The sequence below is a fragment of the Spirosoma endophyticum genome, from assembly GCF_900112365.1.
GTDB classification, from domain to species: domain Bacteria; phylum Bacteroidota; class Bacteroidia; order Cytophagales; family Spirosomataceae; genus Spirosoma; species Spirosoma endophyticum.
Window position 1 is genome coordinate 60,268 of sequence record NZ_FOLQ01000024.1, and the last position, 19,542, is coordinate 79,809.

Annotated in this window: 20 protein-coding genes and 1 pseudogene; 11 read left to right on the top strand and 10 right to left on the bottom strand. The window is 46.0% G+C overall.

What is annotated here, in order from left to right:
- Nucleotides 1-74: 74 nt before the first annotated feature.
- Nucleotides 75-1,526 carry a S41 family peptidase gene (locus BM202_RS31160; protein ID WP_093833609.1) on the top strand — a complete coding sequence of 484 codons (1,452 nt, stop codon included), beginning with the start codon at nucleotides 75-77 and terminating at the stop codon, nucleotides 1,524-1,526.
- 251 nt (nucleotides 1,527-1,777) lie between these two features.
- Here the strand turns inward: BM202_RS31160 and BM202_RS31165 are convergent, their stop codons facing one another.
- Nucleotides 1,778-2,989, bottom strand: a complete 1,212-nt coding sequence (locus tag BM202_RS31165) for a hypothetical protein (RefSeq protein ID WP_093833656.1) — start codon at nucleotides 2,987-2,989, stop codon at nucleotides 1,778-1,780.
- A 104-nt stretch (nucleotides 2,990-3,093) separates the two neighbouring features.
- On the opposite strand from BM202_RS31165, the gene corA reads away from it, so the two are divergent.
- The 7 genes and pseudogenes from corA to tpx all read left to right on the top strand — a co-directional run bounded on the left by corA (nucleotide 3,094) and on the right by tpx (nucleotide 11,872).
- On the top strand, nucleotides 3,094-4,176 hold the full coding sequence (gene corA, locus BM202_RS31170) for a magnesium/cobalt transporter CorA (protein ID WP_093833611.1): 1,083 nt from the start codon (nucleotides 3,094-3,096) through the stop codon (nucleotides 4,174-4,176).
- Nucleotides 4,177-4,231: 55 nt separating this feature from the next.
- Nucleotides 4,232-6,808 carry an alanine racemase gene (gene alr / locus BM202_RS31175; RefSeq protein WP_093833613.1) on the top strand — a complete coding sequence of 859 codons (2,577 nt, stop codon included), beginning with the start codon at nucleotides 4,232-4,234 and terminating at the stop codon, nucleotides 6,806-6,808.
- Nucleotides 6,809-7,046: 238 nt separating this feature from the next.
- Nucleotides 7,047-7,622 (top strand): helix-turn-helix domain-containing protein, encoded by a 576-nt coding sequence (locus BM202_RS31180; protein WP_093833615.1) that lies wholly within the window; start codon nucleotides 7,047-7,049, stop codon nucleotides 7,620-7,622.
- 29 nt (nucleotides 7,623-7,651) lie between these two features.
- Nucleotides 7,652-8,104: an Arm DNA-binding domain-containing protein gene (locus tag BM202_RS31185; RefSeq protein WP_177236750.1), complete on the top strand. Its 453-nt coding sequence runs from the start codon at nucleotides 7,652-7,654 to the stop codon at nucleotides 8,102-8,104.
- Nucleotides 8,088-8,141, top strand: a pseudogene (locus BM202_RS39175) (hypothetical protein); the annotation flags it as partial. The gene BM202_RS31185 and the pseudogene BM202_RS39175, both read left to right, overlap by 17 nt.
- A gap of 114 nt (nucleotides 8,142-8,255) precedes the next feature.
- Nucleotides 8,256-8,396, top strand: a complete 141-nt coding sequence (locus BM202_RS38485; RefSeq protein ID WP_245776863.1) for a hypothetical protein — start codon at nucleotides 8,256-8,258, stop codon at nucleotides 8,394-8,396.
- A 2,882-nt stretch (nucleotides 8,397-11,278) separates the two neighbouring features.
- Complete coding sequence (gene tpx / locus BM202_RS31205) at nucleotides 11,279-11,872, top strand: thiol peroxidase (RefSeq protein WP_093833625.1); 594 nt, start codon at nucleotides 11,279-11,281, stop codon at nucleotides 11,870-11,872.
- A gap of 293 nt (nucleotides 11,873-12,165) precedes the next feature.
- Here the strand turns inward: tpx and BM202_RS38955 are convergent, their stop codons facing one another.
- The 4 genes from BM202_RS38955 to BM202_RS31215 all read right to left on the bottom strand — a co-directional run bounded on the left by BM202_RS38955 (nucleotide 12,166) and on the right by BM202_RS31215 (nucleotide 14,057).
- Nucleotides 12,166-12,612: a hypothetical protein gene (locus tag BM202_RS38955; protein WP_317039732.1), complete on the bottom strand. Its 447-nt coding sequence runs from the start codon at nucleotides 12,610-12,612 to the stop codon at nucleotides 12,166-12,168.
- Complete coding sequence (locus BM202_RS38960) at nucleotides 12,512-12,943, bottom strand: hypothetical protein (RefSeq protein ID WP_317039733.1); 432 nt, start codon at nucleotides 12,941-12,943, stop codon at nucleotides 12,512-12,514. Before BM202_RS38960 ends, BM202_RS38955 begins: the two co-directional genes overlap by 101 nt.
- Nucleotides 12,944-13,060: 117 nt before the next feature.
- Nucleotides 13,061-13,426 carry a hypothetical protein gene (locus BM202_RS38965; protein WP_317039734.1) on the bottom strand — a complete coding sequence of 122 codons (366 nt, stop codon included), beginning with the start codon at nucleotides 13,424-13,426 and terminating at the stop codon, nucleotides 13,061-13,063.
- 391 nt (nucleotides 13,427-13,817) lie between these two features.
- On the bottom strand, nucleotides 13,818-14,057 hold the full coding sequence (locus tag BM202_RS31215) for a hypothetical protein (protein WP_245776864.1): 240 nt from the start codon (nucleotides 14,055-14,057) through the stop codon (nucleotides 13,818-13,820).
- Nucleotides 14,058-14,767: 710 nt separating this feature from the next.
- Between BM202_RS31215 and BM202_RS31225 the strand changes: the two genes are divergently transcribed.
- Nucleotides 14,768-14,992 carry a hypothetical protein gene (locus BM202_RS31225; RefSeq protein ID WP_093833630.1) on the top strand — a complete coding sequence of 75 codons (225 nt, stop codon included), beginning with the start codon at nucleotides 14,768-14,770 and terminating at the stop codon, nucleotides 14,990-14,992.
- A gap of 330 nt (nucleotides 14,993-15,322) precedes the next feature.
- Here the strand turns inward: BM202_RS31225 and BM202_RS31230 are convergent, their stop codons facing one another.
- Together BM202_RS31230 and BM202_RS31235 are read right to left on the bottom strand one after the other, a co-directional pair.
- Nucleotides 15,323-15,628 carry a hypothetical protein gene (locus tag BM202_RS31230; protein ID WP_093833632.1) on the bottom strand — a complete coding sequence of 102 codons (306 nt, stop codon included), beginning with the start codon at nucleotides 15,626-15,628 and terminating at the stop codon, nucleotides 15,323-15,325.
- Nucleotides 15,629-15,974: 346 nt separating this feature from the next.
- Entirely contained in the window at nucleotides 15,975-16,229 is a 255-nt protein-coding gene (locus BM202_RS31235; protein ID WP_245776865.1) for a hypothetical protein, read from the bottom strand.
- A 664-nt stretch (nucleotides 16,230-16,893) separates the two neighbouring features.
- On the opposite strand from BM202_RS31235, the gene BM202_RS38850 reads away from it, so the two are divergent.
- On the top strand, nucleotides 16,894-17,028 hold the full coding sequence (locus tag BM202_RS38850) for a hypothetical protein (RefSeq protein WP_262507739.1): 135 nt from the start codon (nucleotides 16,894-16,896) through the stop codon (nucleotides 17,026-17,028).
- Between the two features lie 55 nt (nucleotides 17,029-17,083).
- Nucleotides 17,084-17,506, top strand: a complete 423-nt coding sequence (locus BM202_RS31240) for a hypothetical protein (RefSeq protein WP_093833636.1) — start codon at nucleotides 17,084-17,086, stop codon at nucleotides 17,504-17,506.
- Between the two features lie 48 nt (nucleotides 17,507-17,554).
- Here BM202_RS31240 and BM202_RS31245 read toward each other — a convergent pair whose 3' ends face one another.
- From BM202_RS31245 to BM202_RS31255, 3 genes are all read right to left on the bottom strand, one after another.
- The gene (locus BM202_RS31245; protein WP_245776867.1) at nucleotides 17,555-17,791 is read right to left on the bottom strand and encodes a response regulator; all 237 of its coding nucleotides are present in this window, start codon (nucleotides 17,789-17,791) and stop codon (nucleotides 17,555-17,557) included.
- Nucleotides 17,792-18,498: 707 nt separating this feature from the next.
- The gene (locus BM202_RS31250) at nucleotides 18,499-18,891 is read right to left on the bottom strand and encodes a hypothetical protein (protein WP_093833640.1); all 393 of its coding nucleotides are present in this window, start codon (nucleotides 18,889-18,891) and stop codon (nucleotides 18,499-18,501) included.
- 348 nt (nucleotides 18,892-19,239) lie between these two features.
- Nucleotides 19,240-19,542 (bottom strand): transposase (locus tag BM202_RS31255; RefSeq protein ID WP_177236751.1); only part of this gene is annotated, 303 nt, incomplete at its 5' end.

Consider the following 19,542-nt stretch of genomic DNA (forward strand, 5'->3'; position numbering starts at 1 on the left):
TTTTCGGTAGCAGCTTCGTTTGGGTAGCGCATTCTACAGACCAGTTTTGTGTCGTTAACTAGCAACAACGACTAATGAAATCAATTTTGTTTTCCCTTATCCTCAGTCTGACGCTGAACGTATCGCTTATCGCGCAGACGCTCACTACCGAACAGCTCCAAACCGATTTTACCCGTTTCCGAACGGCGCTCCACGAGGTTCATCCGGAAATGTATCGCTACACACCGAAACCTGTGTTTGATTCACTCTTTACCGCAACAGCCGCTCAACTGAACCGGCCCATGACGCAGCAGGAATTCTACGTAAAAATGATGCCCTTACTGGTTGCGCTACGTGATGGACACATCAAATGGATTGTTTCTGGAAAAGATGAGCATTACCCGTTCTTTAGCGAAAAACTATTTCCGTTAAAGCTATATTTTCTGAATGGAAAAGCTTGGATAGTAGGCAACTATGGTCAGGGTTTAGTGCCTGAGGGAGCAGCGTTGGTGTCAATAAATGGAAAGCCCACTACTGAAATCGTTCAGACATTATTACCCAACATGACCTTTGCCGATGGCAATCGGATAGGCGGGAAGCTGGAAGATCTGAACCGCTATTTCTCAGGTTACTATGCTACGTTCATTGGTGCCCCCGATACGTTTACCGTTACGTATCGAATGGGTACGGAAGAGAAAACCGTTACGTTGCCAACCGTTACAGAGAAATCCATTAAAGCGTATGTTGAGGCTCACAAACCCGCTCCACAAAAGCCGTTTCGCCTGACGTTTACGGATAAGCAAACCGTAATAATGACGATTGAGGCATTCTTTACTGAGGGAAACGGCCTGAAATACAAGTCGTTCTTGCAGGATGCTTTTCGTGAAATCAGGGCGAAAGGTATTCAGAATCTGGTACTCGACCTACGAGATAACGAAGGGGGAGAAGAACCGCTGGGCGTTTTGCTATACAGCTACCTGGCCAACAAACCGTTTCGGTACTACGATCATATCAGCGTTCGGCAAAAAAAGAAATACTCGTTTCCGACCTGGACATCAAAGCTCTACCGGATGGCAAAGTTCCTGGTCGTGAAGAAGCGAGGGGATGGTTATGCATTCACAGCGCAGCGCGGGCTAAAGGTCACAAAGCCTCAAAAGGATGCCTACCAGGGCAAGCTCTACGTACTGCTTAACGGAAACAGTTTTTCCGTCACGACCGAATTTGCGGCCCGCCTTCATGCCGATAGATCGTCCCGACCCGGAGGTGCTACGTTCATCGGACAGGAAACGGGCGGTGGTTATAAGCTAAACAGTAGCGGAATTTTCGCGATCACACAATTGCCCAATTCAAAGATTGACCTCGGTATTGGCATGTTTGGCTTTCATATGGCGAACGTTGCAACCTATCCGTACACCGACCGGGGCATTATTCCTGACCACCTCGTTGCCCCCACCGCCGACGATATGCTGAAACATCACGACCAGGTAATGGACTACACGCTAAAGCTGATTCAGTCGCCAGCGTCGGGTCTGACGAAGTCGGAGTAAGGTCGGTTATTCGCTGTCTTTTCCACCACTCCCCTTGAACTCTAATCTTGTAGGGGTTTGATACGCTGGTCAAAATTGCTTATCAGTGGGCTTTTTCACCCCTAAATCCCCTGAAGGGGACTTTATCCAAGCTCGAGCAAAGTTCCCTTCAGGGGATTTAGGGGTGAAAAAGCCCAAATTTAGAGCGGTTTAAGTACGTTTTCTAAAACCTTTACAACATTAGCCCTTGAACTCAGGGGCGGGGGCAACTGCTAATCGCTTTTATACTTCGCCTGTAATCGCCGGGCCACATCCTCGGCCAGTTCATCCCGCATGCTGTCGTAGAGTTGCCAGCGGGAGGGTGGAAACATATTGGCACTTTTCAGCGATTGACCGTTCAAGGCACGATCATCCCCACTGAAGGTTTGCCATTCAGTTTGCCAGGTCCGGCTTTCCCAGATGGGTTCTTCCCAGAGTACTTTCCCGGTTTGTGTTTCGATTGCCCGCATCCTGAGGTCAAGCCCCGCCCTAATTTCCCGTCGATACGTTGTTAGCGTACCATGTACTTTTTCTTTGATGTCGACTTTGGTCGAATCATTGATTTTCTTCTCGCCCACTTTATATTCCTGATTACTGTAAACGGTGGTAGATGATGATGAATTACTTTCATTGTAGCCCGTATAATCCGTCACAACCATCTGAATGGCCTGATGAATGGGGTAACCCTCGCCCGGCCGGTCCGCCGGTGCGGTGGATTCGCCAGCCATTTCGTCGGGGGGGTAAAGCCGGACAAAGGTTGATGGGGTTGCATTCCGGCCAATCTGTTGCAGAATCAACTGTTGTAATTCCTGATTATCGTTGGGATTAATTTCGTTCGTCGGACTGAGCGGCTCCACAACTACCCGCAAAATAGCAAAGGGGAAAGCCTCGTCTGATTTGGCACGTGCTTGCCGGTAATTCGGTACCCAGTCCAGCGCTTTCCGGTAATTTAGGTAGGCATCCTTTGCCGCCAAGCGGTTTTCTTCCCGATAGGCAAATGCCTGTTCAGCCAGCGCATACCGGTCCGCGGCTGCTAATTCCCGGGTTTCCTGCTGCCGATCCTGATACGTTGCCGGATAGGCCGCCAGCCACGTAGCACAACTGTCGCAGGTTGCTGGTAGCCCACGACGCGCATTGTCGGTCAGCGTCTGAAGTTGTTCATATTCCCGATACACGGCTTCCCACCGAAAATCAGTGGTGCTGGCAGGGGACGATAACCGACGAATGGCCGTCTGATGCTGTTTGTAGGCCTGGACGAACGCCTGTTTCAACACCAGCGTAGCGGCCGGATGCCCCCGCTTACTTAGACCCGGTCGCTGGCCAAGCCGTTGGGCGGCTTTCTTGACGGCAAGATCAAACCTGCCTTGTTTAAGCGCCGTTTTGCCACTACTGCAGGCGTTCAGTAAAAAAGCGGCTGTTATGAGGAAAAGGAAGGAGCGATACATACCGTTAACATACGATTTTCTGAACATTAGATAAGACACGTAGTAGTTGGTTTATCTTTGATCCGAAAAAGGAGTTGTCCGTTGGACCGCCTATTTGATAAACTATGTCGAGACGCCGACACAACCGCTCGGCCGAGAAGACCCTCGGTACGTCGCCCGGTACACTTACCTACGTGGGGGTAGAAATCGAACACGCGACAAAAATCAAACGTATTGACTACAATGCGACCGATTATCATATCGACGCACCGACCAAGCTGATTGCCTGTCAGTTACCAGTTCCTGAAACCCCCTATGTTCACTGGATTGATGTCGATGGGATTCATGAACCACAGGTAGTGGCGGCTCTTGGTAAGCAGTTTCATCTGCACCCTCTGTTACTTGAAGACGTACTCAATACCGAGCAAAAGCCGAAGATCGACCTGTATGACGATACGGTGGTGTTTGTGACGCTCAAAATGCTCCATCATAGTCGGGAGCGGCAGGAAATCGAGATTGAACACGTTAGTCTGGTGCTGGGTAAAAACTACCTGATCTCGTTTCAGGAAGAGCGGTCAAAAGACATATTTGATCCGGTTATTGAACGTATCAAACTGTCGTCGGGCAAGACCCGTCGCAACGGAGCCGACTATCTACTTTACGCGTTGATGGACGTAATTGTCGATCATTATTTCCTGATTACCGAACGGATTGGCGAGAAAATGGACGAGCTGGAGGATGAAATTGTGCAGGAGCGGGCCACGCAGCAAACGCTGGGCATCCTCTACAAACTCAAACGTGAACTGGCCTTCATTCGCCGAACGGTTCATCCGCTACGAGACGTCATTGCTACGTTGCTTCGCGAAGAATCCGAGCTGATTCAGCATAACACGCTGCCCTATTTGCACGATCTGGCCGACCACGTAAACCAGATCATTGAAACGCTTGAGTCCTATCGGGAACTTACCTCCGGCCTGATGGACGTTTATTATTCGATCGTCAGCAACCGCATGAACTCGGTCATGAAAACGCTCACGATTTTCTCGGCAATTTTTATGCCCTTAACGTTTATCGTTGGCGTGTATGGCATGAACTTCGAAAACATGCCTGAACTAAAAACCCGCAATGGCTACTTTGTGGTTTGGGGCGTAATGGTGGTGGTGACGATAGGTATGATTACATATTTCCGTCGACGTCGGTGGATGTAAATTAAATGCGTCAGTAACTCAATAGTTGAATGGCTGACTGATCGAATGACTTCTTATGGTATTGACAGATATTGAGTTAGGTAATCGGGTATGGTTAACTGACTCCCGGCAGGTGACCGGCAAATCCACCGACGCTCGGGTGGCCGATGCTGTTTTTTTTGCGATCAAAGGGGAACATCACGACGGGCACGATTTCATTGGCGACTTATACCAAAAGGGTGTGCGTCAGTTTGTTGTCGAGCGAGCTTCCCTGACGCCGGATCGACGGGCTGAGTTAGCCAGTTATGCGGAGGCTACGATTATTGAGGTGGACAGTAGTCTGGAAACGCTGCAATCGCTGGCGGCCGAACATCGCCGACAGTTCCATATTCCGGTCATTGGCATCACGGGAAGCAACGGCAAAACCATCGTGAAAGAATGGCTGGCTCAACTGCTCGATGGGGGAGAGGCAACCAATTCGTTCGTAGTCGCTAAAAGCCCCAAAAGCTACAATTCGCAGTTGGGTGTACCTCTGTCGGTGCATGAACTGAACGATAGTCATACGTTGGGCATCTTCGAGGCCGGTATTTCCAAAGCGCAGGAGATGCAGGCGCTGGAGGCCATTATCCGGCCAACCATTGGCATTTTTACCAATATCGGTACGGCCCACGACGAAGGGTTTCGGACGCATAAGCAGAAAATTGCCGAAAAACTCCGGCTCTTCATCCACGTCAACACCCTGATTTACTGCGTCGATTACATGGGAATAGATGAAGAAGTGAATATGCTTCTGAAAGCCGTCAATCCAGATATGCGGCTTGTTACGTGGTCGCTGAAAGGTCGGAAGGCAACGTATCAGGGGGTTATGGATGGTAATCATTTGGTGCTGCAAGGGCCATCTGGCGTTTCCATGACGGTAAAGCTGCCGTTTGTTGATCCGGCTTCCGTAGAAAATCTGATGCACTGCATCGTAACCATCCTGACGCTGAAACCCCGTAGCCGGGACGAACTCCAGTCGCGACTGAACCGACTGCGGCCGGTTTCCATGCGACTGGAGCAGAAAGAGGGCATCAATAATTGCGTGGTGATCGATGATTCATACAACAATGACGTAGTGGGTTTGCAACTCGCGTTAAGTTTCCAGCATCAGCAAAGTACCCGAAACCGACGAGTGGTCATTTTGTCGGATGTGTTGCAGTCGGGTCAACCCGAAGCGGATTTGTATGAGCAGGTTGGCGCCATGATGCGAGCGAATGACGTGGCGCACTTCATTGGCATCGGGCCGGTGGTGAGTCGGAATGCCCGGTTCTTTGCGGACACCAGTTTATTCTATCCAACTACCGACGACTTCCTGACCCACTTTGCGTTTAAGGAGCTACGCGACAGCACGGTGTTGGTAAAAGGGGCCCGGCCGTTCTCGTTTGAGCGGATTGTAGCTCGACTGGAACGAAAAGTTCATGGTACCGTGCTCGAAATTAACCTCGATGCGCTGACGCATAACCTGAATTATTATCGGGAAAAGGTTGGGTCAAACACGCAACTCATGGTGATGGTGAAAGCCTTTGCCTATGGGAGCGGTAGTGCCGAAGTGGCCCAACTGCTTCAGTTTCACCGGGTCGATTACCTGGGGGTGGCCTATGCAGATGAGGGCGTACAGCTTCGCCAGAACGGCGTTACACTGCCAATTATGGTGATGAACCCTGCTCCCGAAACCTTCGCTACGTTGCTGGAGTACAACCTGGAGCCAGAGATCTACAGCATGCGGTTACTGCGTGAGTGGGGCGACTTTCTGGCCTGGGGCAGAGGGCATGGAGCGAGGAGTGAGGAGCCTGGCGCGAGGGGCATGGCGCGTGGTAATATAAATACTTTTCTACTCCCTGATCCGTCCTCCACGCACCACGCACCATACTCCCTGCACTTAAAAATTGACACGGGCATGCATCGGCTGGGGTTTCTGGAAACGGAGCTGGCAGACGTAGCGAATTACCTGAAAAGTCACCCTGACATGCGCGTGGCCACGGTATTTAGTCATCTGGTTGGGGCCGATGATGCGCAGTTCAATACGTTTTCACAGCAGCAGCACACAACGTTTCTGCGGGCTACCGATACGCTCGAAATGGCGTTGGGGTACAAACCCACGCGCCATCTGCTCAATTCGGCGGGTATAGTGCGCTTCCCGGATTATAAACTTGATATGGTCCGGCTGGGGATTGGTCTCTATGGCGTTGAAGCCACCGGCATGAATCAATCGGCATTGCAGATGGTGGGTACACTACGTACCGTGATCAGTCAGATTAAAACCGTTCAGGCTGGCGAATCAGTGGGTTACAGCCGCCGGGCGGTACTCGACCACAACGCCCGTATTGCCACTATCGCTATTGGGTATGCTGATGGTTACGACCGTCGACTCGGGAACGGTATTGGGGAGGTTTGGGTGAATGGCACACGTTGCCCGACGGTAGGCAATATCTGCATGGATATGACGATGATTGACGTAACCGCGGCTTCGGCCACGGAGGGCGACGAAGTAGTCGTTTTTGGGAACGAAATTCCCATCACCGAACTGGCACAATGTATCGGGACAATACCGTATGAAATTCTGACGGGTGTCAGTGAACGTGTGAAGCGGGTATTCTTCAAAGAGGGAAACTAACTCTCCTTAACAACCTTTTTGTATACATCACTAAATATCTCTTAAAGCCCTGAAAATGGGCTTTTTTTGTTTTTATAGTATATGTTTAGTGAGGAGTAATGCTTGTTTGTTAAGTGATTATTTGTACCATAGATGTACCTCAACGCCAGAATATTGGCAACTATTCATGTAAGAATGCGAAATATTTGGACACTTTTAAACACAATCGCATACTACAGGATATAAAAGACTATTTGATATGCCATCTAATATTCGAATAAAACGGCTTTGCGCATATTGCGGAAAAGAATTTGAAGCACGGACTACTGTTACTCAAACGTGTGGTAATCAATGTGCAAAGCTGGCTTACAATGCCCGTAAAAAGGCTGTCAAGATTGACGGTAGTCATCGGCAAACAAAAGCTCGCACGGACATTAAAGCGATTGATACGATTAAAAGCAAAGAGTTTTTAACCGTACACGATGCCGCTACACTGCTCAATAGTTCGCGGCAAACCATCTACAATTTGATTCAGGCAGAAACAATACCTGCGGTAAACATCAGCGTAAAAAAAACGCTTATTCGCCGATCAGCTATTGACCATATCTTTACTGGTCAGCCAGTAATACCGATGGCCCCAATTAAGCAAATTGATACTACACCCTTAGAGGAATGTTATACTCTCCAAGAGGTCCAGCAGAAATACGTCATATCGGATAAAACCCTTTATGATTTGATTCGGCGCAACGCTATCCCAAAGCAGTATAAGGGTAGATATGCCTATGTGGCTAAAACTCATATTGATGAATTATTGGCTGGATCAAGTACTCACTAGGCTTATCTACTATTCAAATGATTAAAGTAATGCTACGGACCAAACCCATTTCTAAAGGTCGTAAAACACTATACTTGGATTTTTATCCCGCCATTGCTCATCCTAACACTGGTAAGCAGACACGGCATGAGTTTCTACGGCTGTACTTATTCAGCCGACCAAAGACGCCAGCCGATAAAGAGCAAAAGGCTGAAACGTTAGCGCTAGCCGAAACGATTCGGGCAAGACGACAAATCGAAGTGCAGGCCGGATCTTATGGGTTTCTTTCCAAAAAGAACCTGGATACTTGTTTTGTAAAGTATTGTGAGCGGTTGGCGGAGGAACGCGTAGGGATCAATAAAACTGGCTGGGAAAGCATGTTGATCTACCTGAATGATTTTTCAGATGGTAGTCTTAAACAGACTGACTTAACCGAAACGAAATGCCGAGATTTTCGAAATTTCTTACTCACTTCGTCAAAACGGAGTGACATTAGCTACTAACTCAGCTGTTAGTTATTTTAACAAATTTAAAGCGGCTCTGAAGCAAGCGTATAAGGATGGACTGTTACCAACAGATCTAAACGTCCGAGTGGAGGCTATACGTGTATGTCGTCAGCATGATCTTAACAAACAGGCTAAGCAGCTAATTGCGATGAGTCAGAACATCGTGAGTAGCACCACCCGGTTAATGAGTGTACCCAGTGCTTTGCCCAAGCTGATGCTCAAAGTGGCGCAGGGGAAGAAAGAACCCAGGGCGAGTGAAAGGGCCAAGTTTGTGAATATGGTGCTGTGAATAAAGAAAGGAGGCTACGGAATCCGTTTTCCGGACCTCCTTTTTAGTTCCGTATATACCAGAATTGATTAGGTTGACAACAATTACCCTTGATACAGAAACGAATTGACTAATAGACATCAACTCCCATTTTACTGAGCAGTAACTTACGTCCTTTCGCTGCTTTTTAAAAATACCGTTAACCTAGGCTTATGGCTAATAAATAACCAATAAGCAGTAAACTAGTTGTGTTCTATAATTCAATTTTCATTCATAGGTTAATTATCCTTTTATTCCTTCTAAAATGACCTCTTCGTCCAATGAAAAAACTAGCCCTTCTAATGAAGATTCACTAGAGCTGTTTCAGAAGTTACTTCTAAGCTATGTTCGGCAGGTTAGTCGTCAGTTCCCGTCAGACAAATCCATCCATACAGCCGTTAAAACACTGGAAAAATCCATTACCAAACCACGTAAGCAATAGCCCTACCTACTATGGAAGGATTTCTGGCTACCTTTTTGGCTATGAAGCCGGTTGACTTATTAAGTGGAGCCTGATTCTGGCCTGATCGTTTAATCGATTTAACAGACAGGTGTGCTGAACCAGCTTTCTGAAGTCCATTGGAGTAGATAGTTGATTAGTCCCCTCTCCTCGATCCATATCTTGGATTAACCGTTCCAACTCACTTCCCATCCGCTTGAGTAAGGTAGTAATTTGACGTTTAGAGCACTGACCAACGTATAAGAATTTAGGCATGTGTCGATGCAACTCCTTCTGGCTCATATGGGCCGCGAGTTTGCTATAACATTCATGGAAAGTAGCGACCGCCTTTATCCAGTTCTTTAGGGCCCGATCAACATTAACCTCATCGGAAGAAGAATTAATTACCTCGAAATGAGTTTTCATTTGGCTAATTTGTTTACGGGTTTAATTGATTTATGTCAAAAGGTATTGAAAAATAATTATATACAAACTTTCAATAACTTACAGAATTAGTCAATATTTATTAATACTAAATTTATTAATCTATTGTATTTGATTTCACTGAATTCTATACTATTTATAACTGAAAGGTGAAAAATAGTTAAATTACAAAGCCTCAAAGTTATTGTAGAAATTAATTTCTTGCATTTTTTATAGTACTTGACGGGTTAAAACGGCTTATAGTATGACCAAACCAATCAGTAGACAAGTTGTACGAACTGCCGCTTTCTGAGTAGAATCTATTAACAAATGGCTGCACAGATATAAGATCTGCCACAACTTAACTAAGAGAAACGGGAGCAACTACCAATAAAAAATTTACATTCAAGAGAAAAAAAAGGTGTTTGGACCATTATAGGCTATTGATTTTGCTGACAATGAGCAATTCGCAGTTCTCGAATAAGCCGAAGCGAGTTTCCGATTTTGGTGAGCAATCGTTAATCAATGATTACGAGTCAAGCTGAATCAGCGCGGATTTATTGTCTCTATCTGGGGTAAGATCATCAACACTTCTTAGTCTTTCATCAGGAACTATTCTTGATGAAAGACTTGTAGGAAAAGTACTAGTCAGAACCTCGTCTGAATTTATTCGTAATCAGTTAACTTGTGTTTGAAAATTAATAGTTAATACTTTTACAACCCCTCAATATCCAGTTGTATGTCTATGAAAACGCATCTATTGTTTTTGGACTTACTAGTTGGGAGTCTGCTCATGTTTAGTTGTAAAGACGACTCGAGGGCGACGACAATTACCATACCGCCTACGCTTAGCCAAGAAGCACGACTGTTAAGGGCAGGCTTGAAGGTCATTGGGGGTACTCCGCAATCCCAGGTCTATCGATTACCGCCTGAAAAGTCAGACCCCACAGGCTTTTTCACGGAAACCACCATTACTTCCTTCGAGAACGCAGTCAAGCAGCCTGGCTCTTTTACATCCACTACAGTCATGGGTGTGACGACTTATAGGACAAGTATTTTAGATCCTTCGCACAAGGGGATTCAATGGATAATCGGGATGGATGGGACGAATTTTCGGGCCATCGGACGTAGGTCAGTTATGGCCAGTTGTCGTTGTTTCAATGCTGTTAACAACGGTAGTAGGGGGCTACCTGATACGACGAAATGCTTCTCAGCTACCTACCTGGGACTACCCTCCTAAATACACGTAAAAGGCTAGGAAAGGTAGGTGCTAATTGTTTATAACAGGTGGGCTTGTACAGTTTTACACACTGACCGAGTTGTGCAAAAGCCACGCCTGTTTGATGCGACGGTAGGTGATAGGATTTCCCAACTACCAACTTGAGTTAAATAGTGACTCAAGTTGTCACCCCATAGTCAACGTATCATTAATTCATCCTTGTCTGAGTTTGTGATTGAGAAGGTACACCACCATTTATCAGCCGATATACTGAAAATTGATTAACCCTTGAAGTAAAAGCCATACTTGTAAGATAACCATTGGTCTATAAGACTATCTGGCCGTTTGGGAGCGATGCCGCCCTGTTTTTTCTCTCGCCCCGACTACTTTCCAGCGTGACTATCTAAGGAATCCCTTACGTATTAATAGTAGGTCTGGCTGTAGTTGGATCGTGTTTTGGAACGAACACTATTAACTGGTATGCCTCAGAAAATGGTATGATTGCTTACCTCATTTACCAGGTGACCCAACAATAACCTCTCTCTCTGCTGCGCACCTTCCAGCATATTTGTTGAGGTCAACGGTATATGAGCCTTCTTGCCGTATAAGTTCATAAAACAGTCAACGCGCTTCAGATTGCAACGCATTAAACTACTGCCCGTTATTACACCGATACGTCGCACAAGTGGAGTGCGCGCTAAGGATTTGTATCGGCTATAATGATTGGTTTTCATTGATGGTTTCTTTGTACATTTGAGCAATCACCCTCAATGGAATGCATTTATGACCGCTATCAAAAACACCATATACGCCTTTAAAGTCTTTTTTTTGGTATTTGCCGGACTATTCATGACCGGTATTTCGTTAGCCCAAACGACAGGTACAACCATTACACTAGGGGGTAAAACCATTCATACCGTTGGTAAACTACCAGCGGTGGGAACATCGGTCAAAGATTTCACTTTGACCGGGATTGATCTTAAGGATAACACGTTAGCCGATTATAAAGGCAAATATGTGATCATGAATATTTTCCCCAGTGTGAATACCGGTGTTTGTTCCAAATCGGTACGGAAGTTTAATGAGGATGCGGCTGGACTAAAAAACACCACTGTGCTCTGTATTTCCAAAGATCTGCCTTTTGCCCAGAAAGCTTTTTGTGGGGCGGAGGGCATTAAAAATGTAGTGATGCTTTCTGATTTCAGAACGGATTTTGGATACTCTTACGGGGTTCAGATTGCGGACGGACCTATGAAAGGCCTGTTAAGTCGGGCGGTCATTGTAGTGAATCCCGAAGGAAAGATCGTCTACGAGCAACAAGTACCGGAAATAGGGCAAGAGCCCGATTACGCTGCCGCTATTGCTGCTATCAAGTAGGAAACAAGGTGATACATAGGCCACGCGTCTCGCTAAAGCGTAGATCTAATGGAAAGACCTAATATGACTAAGCCCCACTGAACGATTAGAGGGGCTTTATTCATAAAGTAGTCATCTCTTTACTTTCGATTTAATACCTCTTTTAGCATCAGCTCAATCTGAACCTGCTTCTGCTTGATGGATTGTAACTCCTGGCCTTGTTGTTGATTCTGCTTTTCCAACTGAATACTGTATAACGTCAGTTCTTCAATTTTCTCTAGTAAGGCAGCGTTCAGTTTCGTTAAATCTATGCCCTACTCAGTTACTTCATCCGCGGAGGGAATACCGGGCAAATGACCATACTGACCAACATACGAAGCGATTGCACTAAGGGGGCGTAACGCATAAGCCGGACTGAATACTTTGTCACTCCATTCGCTGGCGTTGCTGATTCGGAGCTGATAGCGGGCTTTGATTACATCCCTTTTTTCATTGACCGTTAAGAACTGATCGGTAGCCTGTGCTGACTGGCTCCGGCTGGTTAGATTCGTTAGTCGTAGGCCGCTTTCGTTGGGTGACTTACTGACTACTTCCAGCCGGGTTCCTGGTGCCGATGTACCAATGCCCACGTTGACCTGATGGCCTAAAATCACGGCATTACTAATGGCTACTCTGGCCCCCCGAACCAATGGCAGTAGCGTTCGCCAGGCCTGGGGTAACTGCATCGGCATTCGAACCCAGAAAGGTGTTACTGGAGCCATCGTCATGGCTGCCCGTATTGTAGCCTATATAAACATTATCATCAGAACTACTATTAGTGGGCCCAGCTCCATTGCCCACAAAGGTGTTGTGGCTACCCGTGGTGTTATTACGGCCTGAAGTGGCCCCAAGAAATGTGTTTCCTTTGCCTGTAGTCGTAATATAACCTGCTTGATAACCTACGAACGTATTGGAGTCAGCAACAGCACTGTAACCAGATTGATAGCCAATGAAGGTGTTAACATTACCTTTTACGTTCGAAAAGCCCGCTTTTGACCTTATAAACAGGCTGTTATCCGACGTAGTGTTAAAGCCTGCCGAGTCGCCAATCATAATATTATAACTGTTGTTAAAATAGCTGAATCCCGCGCGAGCACCAATGACAATGTTATTCCAGCCGTAAAAGTTACCTACCCCGGCCTGCGCTCCTAAAAGGACGTTACGATTGCCCTACCGATTATTGATACCTGTCGCATAGCCAATGGATACATTGTAAGAGCCCGTAGTATTACCATAACCGGTGCTAAATCCTATCAAGGCATTATAGTTCCCACTGGTATTGTAGAAGCCCGTTTGGTGGCCGATCAAGGTATTCGATGCCCCTGTCGTATTAGAAAATCCTGCCTGGTTGCCCAGAAAGGTATTGTATTGGCCTGACATACTACTGTTGCCAGCAAAAGGGCCCACTAGTGTATTTGAGTAACCAGGAGAAGGTGAATTGGGCGTATTGGCTATGTAATTAGACTGATAATTGGACTGGGCTAGTAAAGCACTGGGGAATATAAGTAGTAAACAGAAGTAAAACGTTTGACGCATAGAAAATGGAGTAGCCTAATTAGATAGCAAAATAAGCGCTTTCTTTTAAGCTATAATGGATGAATCAACTTATCTCATAAAAAGCCTGATGCTGTCTGCACCTGGCCTAACAAAGTAATTTGAAATTGAATGAATTAGCATGTATAGGAAACGATCCAACCTTGTAGCGATAAAGTCGAAATCCTTTTGGCGGTCTTCGTTGATTATGAGAACAGTAGCGATACAGATCACTTCGGAAAAATCCCGAAGTAATCAACTAGGGGTGTCGATTTGAAATCGATGCTGATTATTAGTTAGTTACACGAAGAATAGAAAAAACTAATGTATCGACCAATGCTGCTTTTACTATTCGATACATCTCGTTGATGCAGCCTCTCTGCTATAAGAAAGTTTATCGGCTAGAAGCGGTGATGAGTAAATCATGACCTTTCGTATTGATCTCCCAGTCGTTGTATTGGGGGTTCCAGTTAAACAGCAGTTCTCGTTCACAGCTATTGCCATAATCGTTGGTAACAGGAAATTTGACTGCATAATGTTGCTGCGCGCCATCTGGCTTCAGGGGTAACTGCGCAAAGGCATCCATTAACTCCTTAAGGCTCACCTCCAGGTTGACTAAGGATTGCGTGTTCATCTTCATGTCTGTATCGTTTAGCAGGTATGTTTACTTATCCAACCTTTGCTAGCCTTAGTGGTTCAAACATAAAATAGTACAGGGCTAGTCAGTCGGCTTCTCTACCTAGTCAAACTCATCTACAAAAGCGACTAAAGATTAACTTTTCACGCTGATCAAGGCTTTGAGGTGTGCCGCTAAATCGGACTACCTCATTTTGAGTGTCAGTGAAAAAAGAGAAGTCCGGGAAAGGCTTGCCCCCATGTTGTTCACCTGGAGTATCTTATTAACCTAATAAAATCAGGGGAAGGAAAATACACGGTCTCTCTTGAAGATGCCAATAAATCCGTATTAGCTCCTTATCTCGTTCCTGACCATATTCAGGCTGAACCTAACGAATGGCGTGACCGGAAATCGTTCCGAGCCTTTCATGATAAGATGAGCCCCATGATTCAAAAGGGCGATAGCCTTTCCTGTGTGATCCTGGGCAAAGCTGATTCCTATAAAAAGGGTAGCGTAGCAAGTGTGCTTTTCCGGGAGCATAAGAATAGGGCACGTCAATTTAGCTTTGGCCGAGTCAAGAAAGTGGATGTTAATTCCATCACGTTGGGGTTTGACCATCCAGACTTCAAAGATGATTACATCACTATACCTCTACAGATGGTCCTATTTGTGCTTAAAGTTGAATGCGCTCAAGCACCTTCTAAACCCGTCAAATAATCGCCACTACCATGAAAACGACCCAATCTGATACCGAATTCGAGAAACAACTAATCGCCTTGTGTGAAGCCTATGGCGTCCATGAATTTGCCATCTATGGCCGCTTTGCCCAGACCGTTGACGCAAAAGGCAATATATGCCCACCCGACCGGCTCATCTGGTTCAATGGCGAGCCGATGGTAGCCGCCGAAGCTGAATATCACCTGGGCCTAATTGCCGAAGGACAGAAGCCCTAACAGTTAAGGGCAACCTTTCTGAACACCAGCCATATCCAAATAATAAGCAAAACGGTCCTGCCAATGATGGCTGAGCCGTTTTATTTCTGGGAAAATGTAGTATGACCTCCCCCCTAAACCTACGAAAAGGGTTCTATAGGGTTGGTAGGTTTATTTCCTGGTTAATTGAAACCCGTCTTAGACTTTATCCGCTTACTACACATAAAAGCCAGATACTAGAAGTGTGTGGCTATTTCATGAACATGTGGCAATGCAACCAGTCTGAGGGAGTCGCATCAGACGGTTTAAGTCGCCCTAGAAGATGCTTCGCTGGCAAGTGCCTAAAGATTTTTATCGTAATAGACTTAAATGTTGGTCAAGTAACGCCCTTACTTGACCATGTTGTTGCAGTAGATCAGCTCGCTTGTCCAGGCACTGTTGCTTTAACTCACTCCACTCCTGCGCTTGTCGTTCGGCCAATACCGCTCGACTAGACTTGGTGGCCTGCCAATCCATCTCTAGCAGATCCTGTTCTTTTTTATGTTTGCAACGTAAGCTATACTGGGCCGCTGCCTCCTGAGTCAGGTTTTGATTCCGTTCTTTGAGTTGGGAATTGAAGAGTAGCTTTTGTTCGACCCGTTTATTTAACTTTCTCATGGGTTAAGTATCTCTATAGCCAGTTGGCTATGTATCCCTCATGTGGGACTAGACTGATTTTGCTGACCTGTAAAGGGAGGAACTGGGCTATAAATTCGATTGGCAGGGACTTCTTATCTATTCCCAATAGATTCTTCACTTTTCAGGGTTTCAGTGATATTTTTGGCGATGTGTTTGCGCCTAGTTATCTGACAACTGACGAAGAAGGAGACGAAGTTTTAATCCCACCTTTAGAGTCACCCAAATAAATACGTAATGAATTAGATGCCAACCTCAAAGTTGAATCAGTAAGTGTTGAATATTGCCGGGATATGCACATTGAATTTTACCAGAATGTCGGGCCCTGTTAGGCAAGTTCGTAAAGGCCTTGCTCAGTATAGACCTCCGTCTCAGCTAAACCGGCCAGAACTAACCTGGCAAAAGCTACTTTGTCCGATTTTCGATACTGAGTGGGGTCTGTCCTGCCGGAAGGAGCTTTGAACTCCTGGCCAACTTGCTGACAAATTTGCCAGGGCTTGGGGTTGATTTTTATCTTATATCGACGGATGGGCGTATCCTCGGCGAACCAAAGGTCAATTACATTCTTTACAGTTAGCTTCATCTTGAAACTCATCTATGTGGATATGAGTATAGACGAATTAATACATGTTTTAGTTACATTTTATTTATAATATTTATTAAGTGGTAACATTAGGGGCTAATTTCTTACGAACTGAGTTATTGATTTGCTAGTGGACAGGTAGACTTTATCAAAAACGACTTCGGCAACTTGTCAGAGCTATTGGTTGACCCGTTGGCTCACTAGTGGGGGCTAGTAGCTTTCTAAATAACTTGGGAATTGGTTTTACTCAGGAGCCTATTATTCGATTCATGACCGACAGCCATTACTCGCCTGAGTGATGGCTGTTTCGCTGGGCCGTAGGCTCACAGAAGGACCTGCCGCGATTGCCATTAGATCCCGGAGTAGTTTTTGCTACAAACGAGTTAGACTATTCCGATCCATAACCTACAGCCATTTGCTCAATGAGTAGTGGCTGTTTTTAGGTGGGGACGATTTGACCGCATGCCACTGAGCGTGCCCTTATTACTTATTACTAGTGGATGAATCAGCAGACGTTCCCGGAGGAAGAACCGGGGGTATCACTACTTACCTCCTATGAACATCTATGAATATATTTATTTTTTCTTAAAAAAGAACAATAAGTCGCTTTTTTGTTTAATCTTTAACCTGTTCTATATACCTGGTATTAAACAAAACGGCTACTATGAAGAAACCATTCCCAACTTCCTGCTCCCTACCTATGGAGGAGGCTGCCTTCAGAGAAACGCTGGCGGATTGGCTGGGGGCCGTCGAGCAGATTCAGTACAGCTATCAGGCGCTGGAGAAAGCCACTGCCTGAGCTACCAAACTACCGGCCTTTACTGTCAAGCGTCTACTTTCTATCCACTATCCCCATGAAACCGATGCCGTCTTTTAGCAACCTTCTTGAACAGTACATCTTCGCGGTAGCCGAGCGGGTCATTGATCGCGTTGATTCCCAGACTCAGACCCGCTTGATTAACTTAATTCATCAGGTGGATACAGATGCGTCAGCATCGACCACTGTATGTAGTCCGGCTGGATTGGAGCAGAGTGAACAACTACAGCCGCAGGCTTTATACGATAAACCGAATTTTATTACCCCGCAGCCTCCTCATCAGGTAGCTACCAGGCGAATTCGTCGGATTCATCAGCAACAGCGGGTTACCCTCGCACAGCTCGCCCGGCAGCTAGTCCAGGTCAGCGCCAATCTAGCTCAAACGCAGGCCAAGCTCGAAGAAAAAATCGGTCAGAATAAGATACTGCTCGCTCGCTGTCGGGCGTCCGCAAAGCTTTAAGCAAGCGGCAAGTGGGAAGGATGTGGAGTATTGGTGATGGACAATCGCTTACAGCAAGGCCCATTGCTGAGCTAATTCATGCGCCATCTGCCTCAAGGACTCGTAGCCCAATGGCTTGGTCAAAAACTGATTAACCCCTAAGCGGATTGACCGCTGACGGTCTTCGGGGGCTGAAGAGGTCGTTAGCATGATCACCGGTAAGTGAGCGTAGGCTGGGTTACTGCGTAAGTCTTCCAGGGTCTCAAAGCCATTTTTGAAGGACCCATTAATCTCCAACAAGATCACCCGAGGCAATGGCTTATTCAGCCACTACCGGCATGTTTACTTAGGGGCAGGAATAGCCAACCAAGGCCATAGGCCCATTCTCTTAGATGCGTATTCACACAAAGTTGACCTCCCAACGTTAATCGCCTACTAAATCCCTTGTTTGACTAACTCTATGGATTTAGGGATGAGATAATCAGCTGCTTTAAATCGATACTGTGTTTCTTCAGTTAAGCCAGGTTATGGCTTGTTTGCTGAGCGAGAAACAGCTCCAGTGAGCCGGTTAAAGACGCAAACATAGCTTCACTGGGGCTTGCCTGGGCAGTTGTTTTAGACAAACTAGCATCTGCGGCAAAACCGCCTGTAAGTCTGCGCCATTTCGGTTAAGCATTTCCTCATATACCTGACGGTCAGCCGTTGAGAGCCGCTTATCCCGGAGCACCTGGACCGCCCAGTGAATAGCGATCCAGGTATTACTCAAACTACGAGAAAGAAGGCGTAATTAATAGGTACCCCAGGTAACAAAAAAGGGATCATCTAAGTAGACGAGCCCTTTTTACCTTCCTCTTTTTTACCCTTAAAAACTTTGCTTGGAGTCACTTCGACAATCCGATATTAAGCCAGTGTACCCTATTCTCAGTGGAGAAATGGTGCGTTACTTGCCAACGGTAGCGCTTGCTCAGAAATGCTTGTTTGCCGCCAATGTCTACTCAATTGATTCTTGCCCACTAGGAGGCAGACCTACTAACCAAGTCAAGCCTGAGCTGTGCCTGATACGTCAATCGATTTAAAAATAGCGTATGGGTAGCCAGTTTTTTATGACTCTTCCGAACCGATAGCTTCGTAAACCCCCTTCCCTGACCCATGTCTTGGGCTAGCATTTCTACCTCCCGTCGCATCTGGATAAGCATCCTGTGTAGCTGACCTATGGGGAATTGGCCTGTATCTAATGGATTGCCTTTTCGCAAATCTTGTCCAGGTACGTGCTGGCTAACATAGGTAATTACGTGCGTATAACACCGGTGGAAATTGGTGGCGGCATCAAGCCAGCCGAGTACTATATATTCGGGTGAATACCCATCCTTATTTACTGAATCTTTATCTGGCAGCAAATTACCCATTTAAGTAGTCGCTCGTATGTCTACTTTTTTGATACTCGCCATCAAAATTGATTGTTTTAATCCTACTATATATTATAGAATACCATCGATCAATTACATCATTGCCACATTTGTACGTAATCGATTCCATACGCGAGGTAATTTACATGATTACTGGAAGCTCTGTAACCTCCTCTAATCAGCTGGATAAGTGCGCTAGCTTTCTGTCGTGCAGGTATTCGACCAAACGGGTGACTATACGCTATGAGGAACCTTTGACATCATGTCAACTACGTTTAGTATGCTTTACCAGACTACTTACGTTTAGTTGCTTAAAAGAGCTATCATACTATACTAAGTAATCCTCGCTTATTGGTTTGCATTAAAAGCACTGAAGTTGATGCTTAACTTTCCACCCACATTCGTCAAACAGCGATTCAGGGCATAGGCTAAATCATCATTAGTCAAATAATCCTCGGGCCTCAACCACCCCCCTTTCAGATGTCGCCATAAGGTTTCGGCAAGGTTGAGATGGGGACAGTAGACAGGCAGGAAAAACAAATATAGCCCTCTGGCTTCCCAAATCGGCCGCATCATTTGGATGTAGCCCGCTGTGTGAATCCGGGCATTGTCCAACACAACCACCGTCGAGCGATGAATCAACAACGAAAG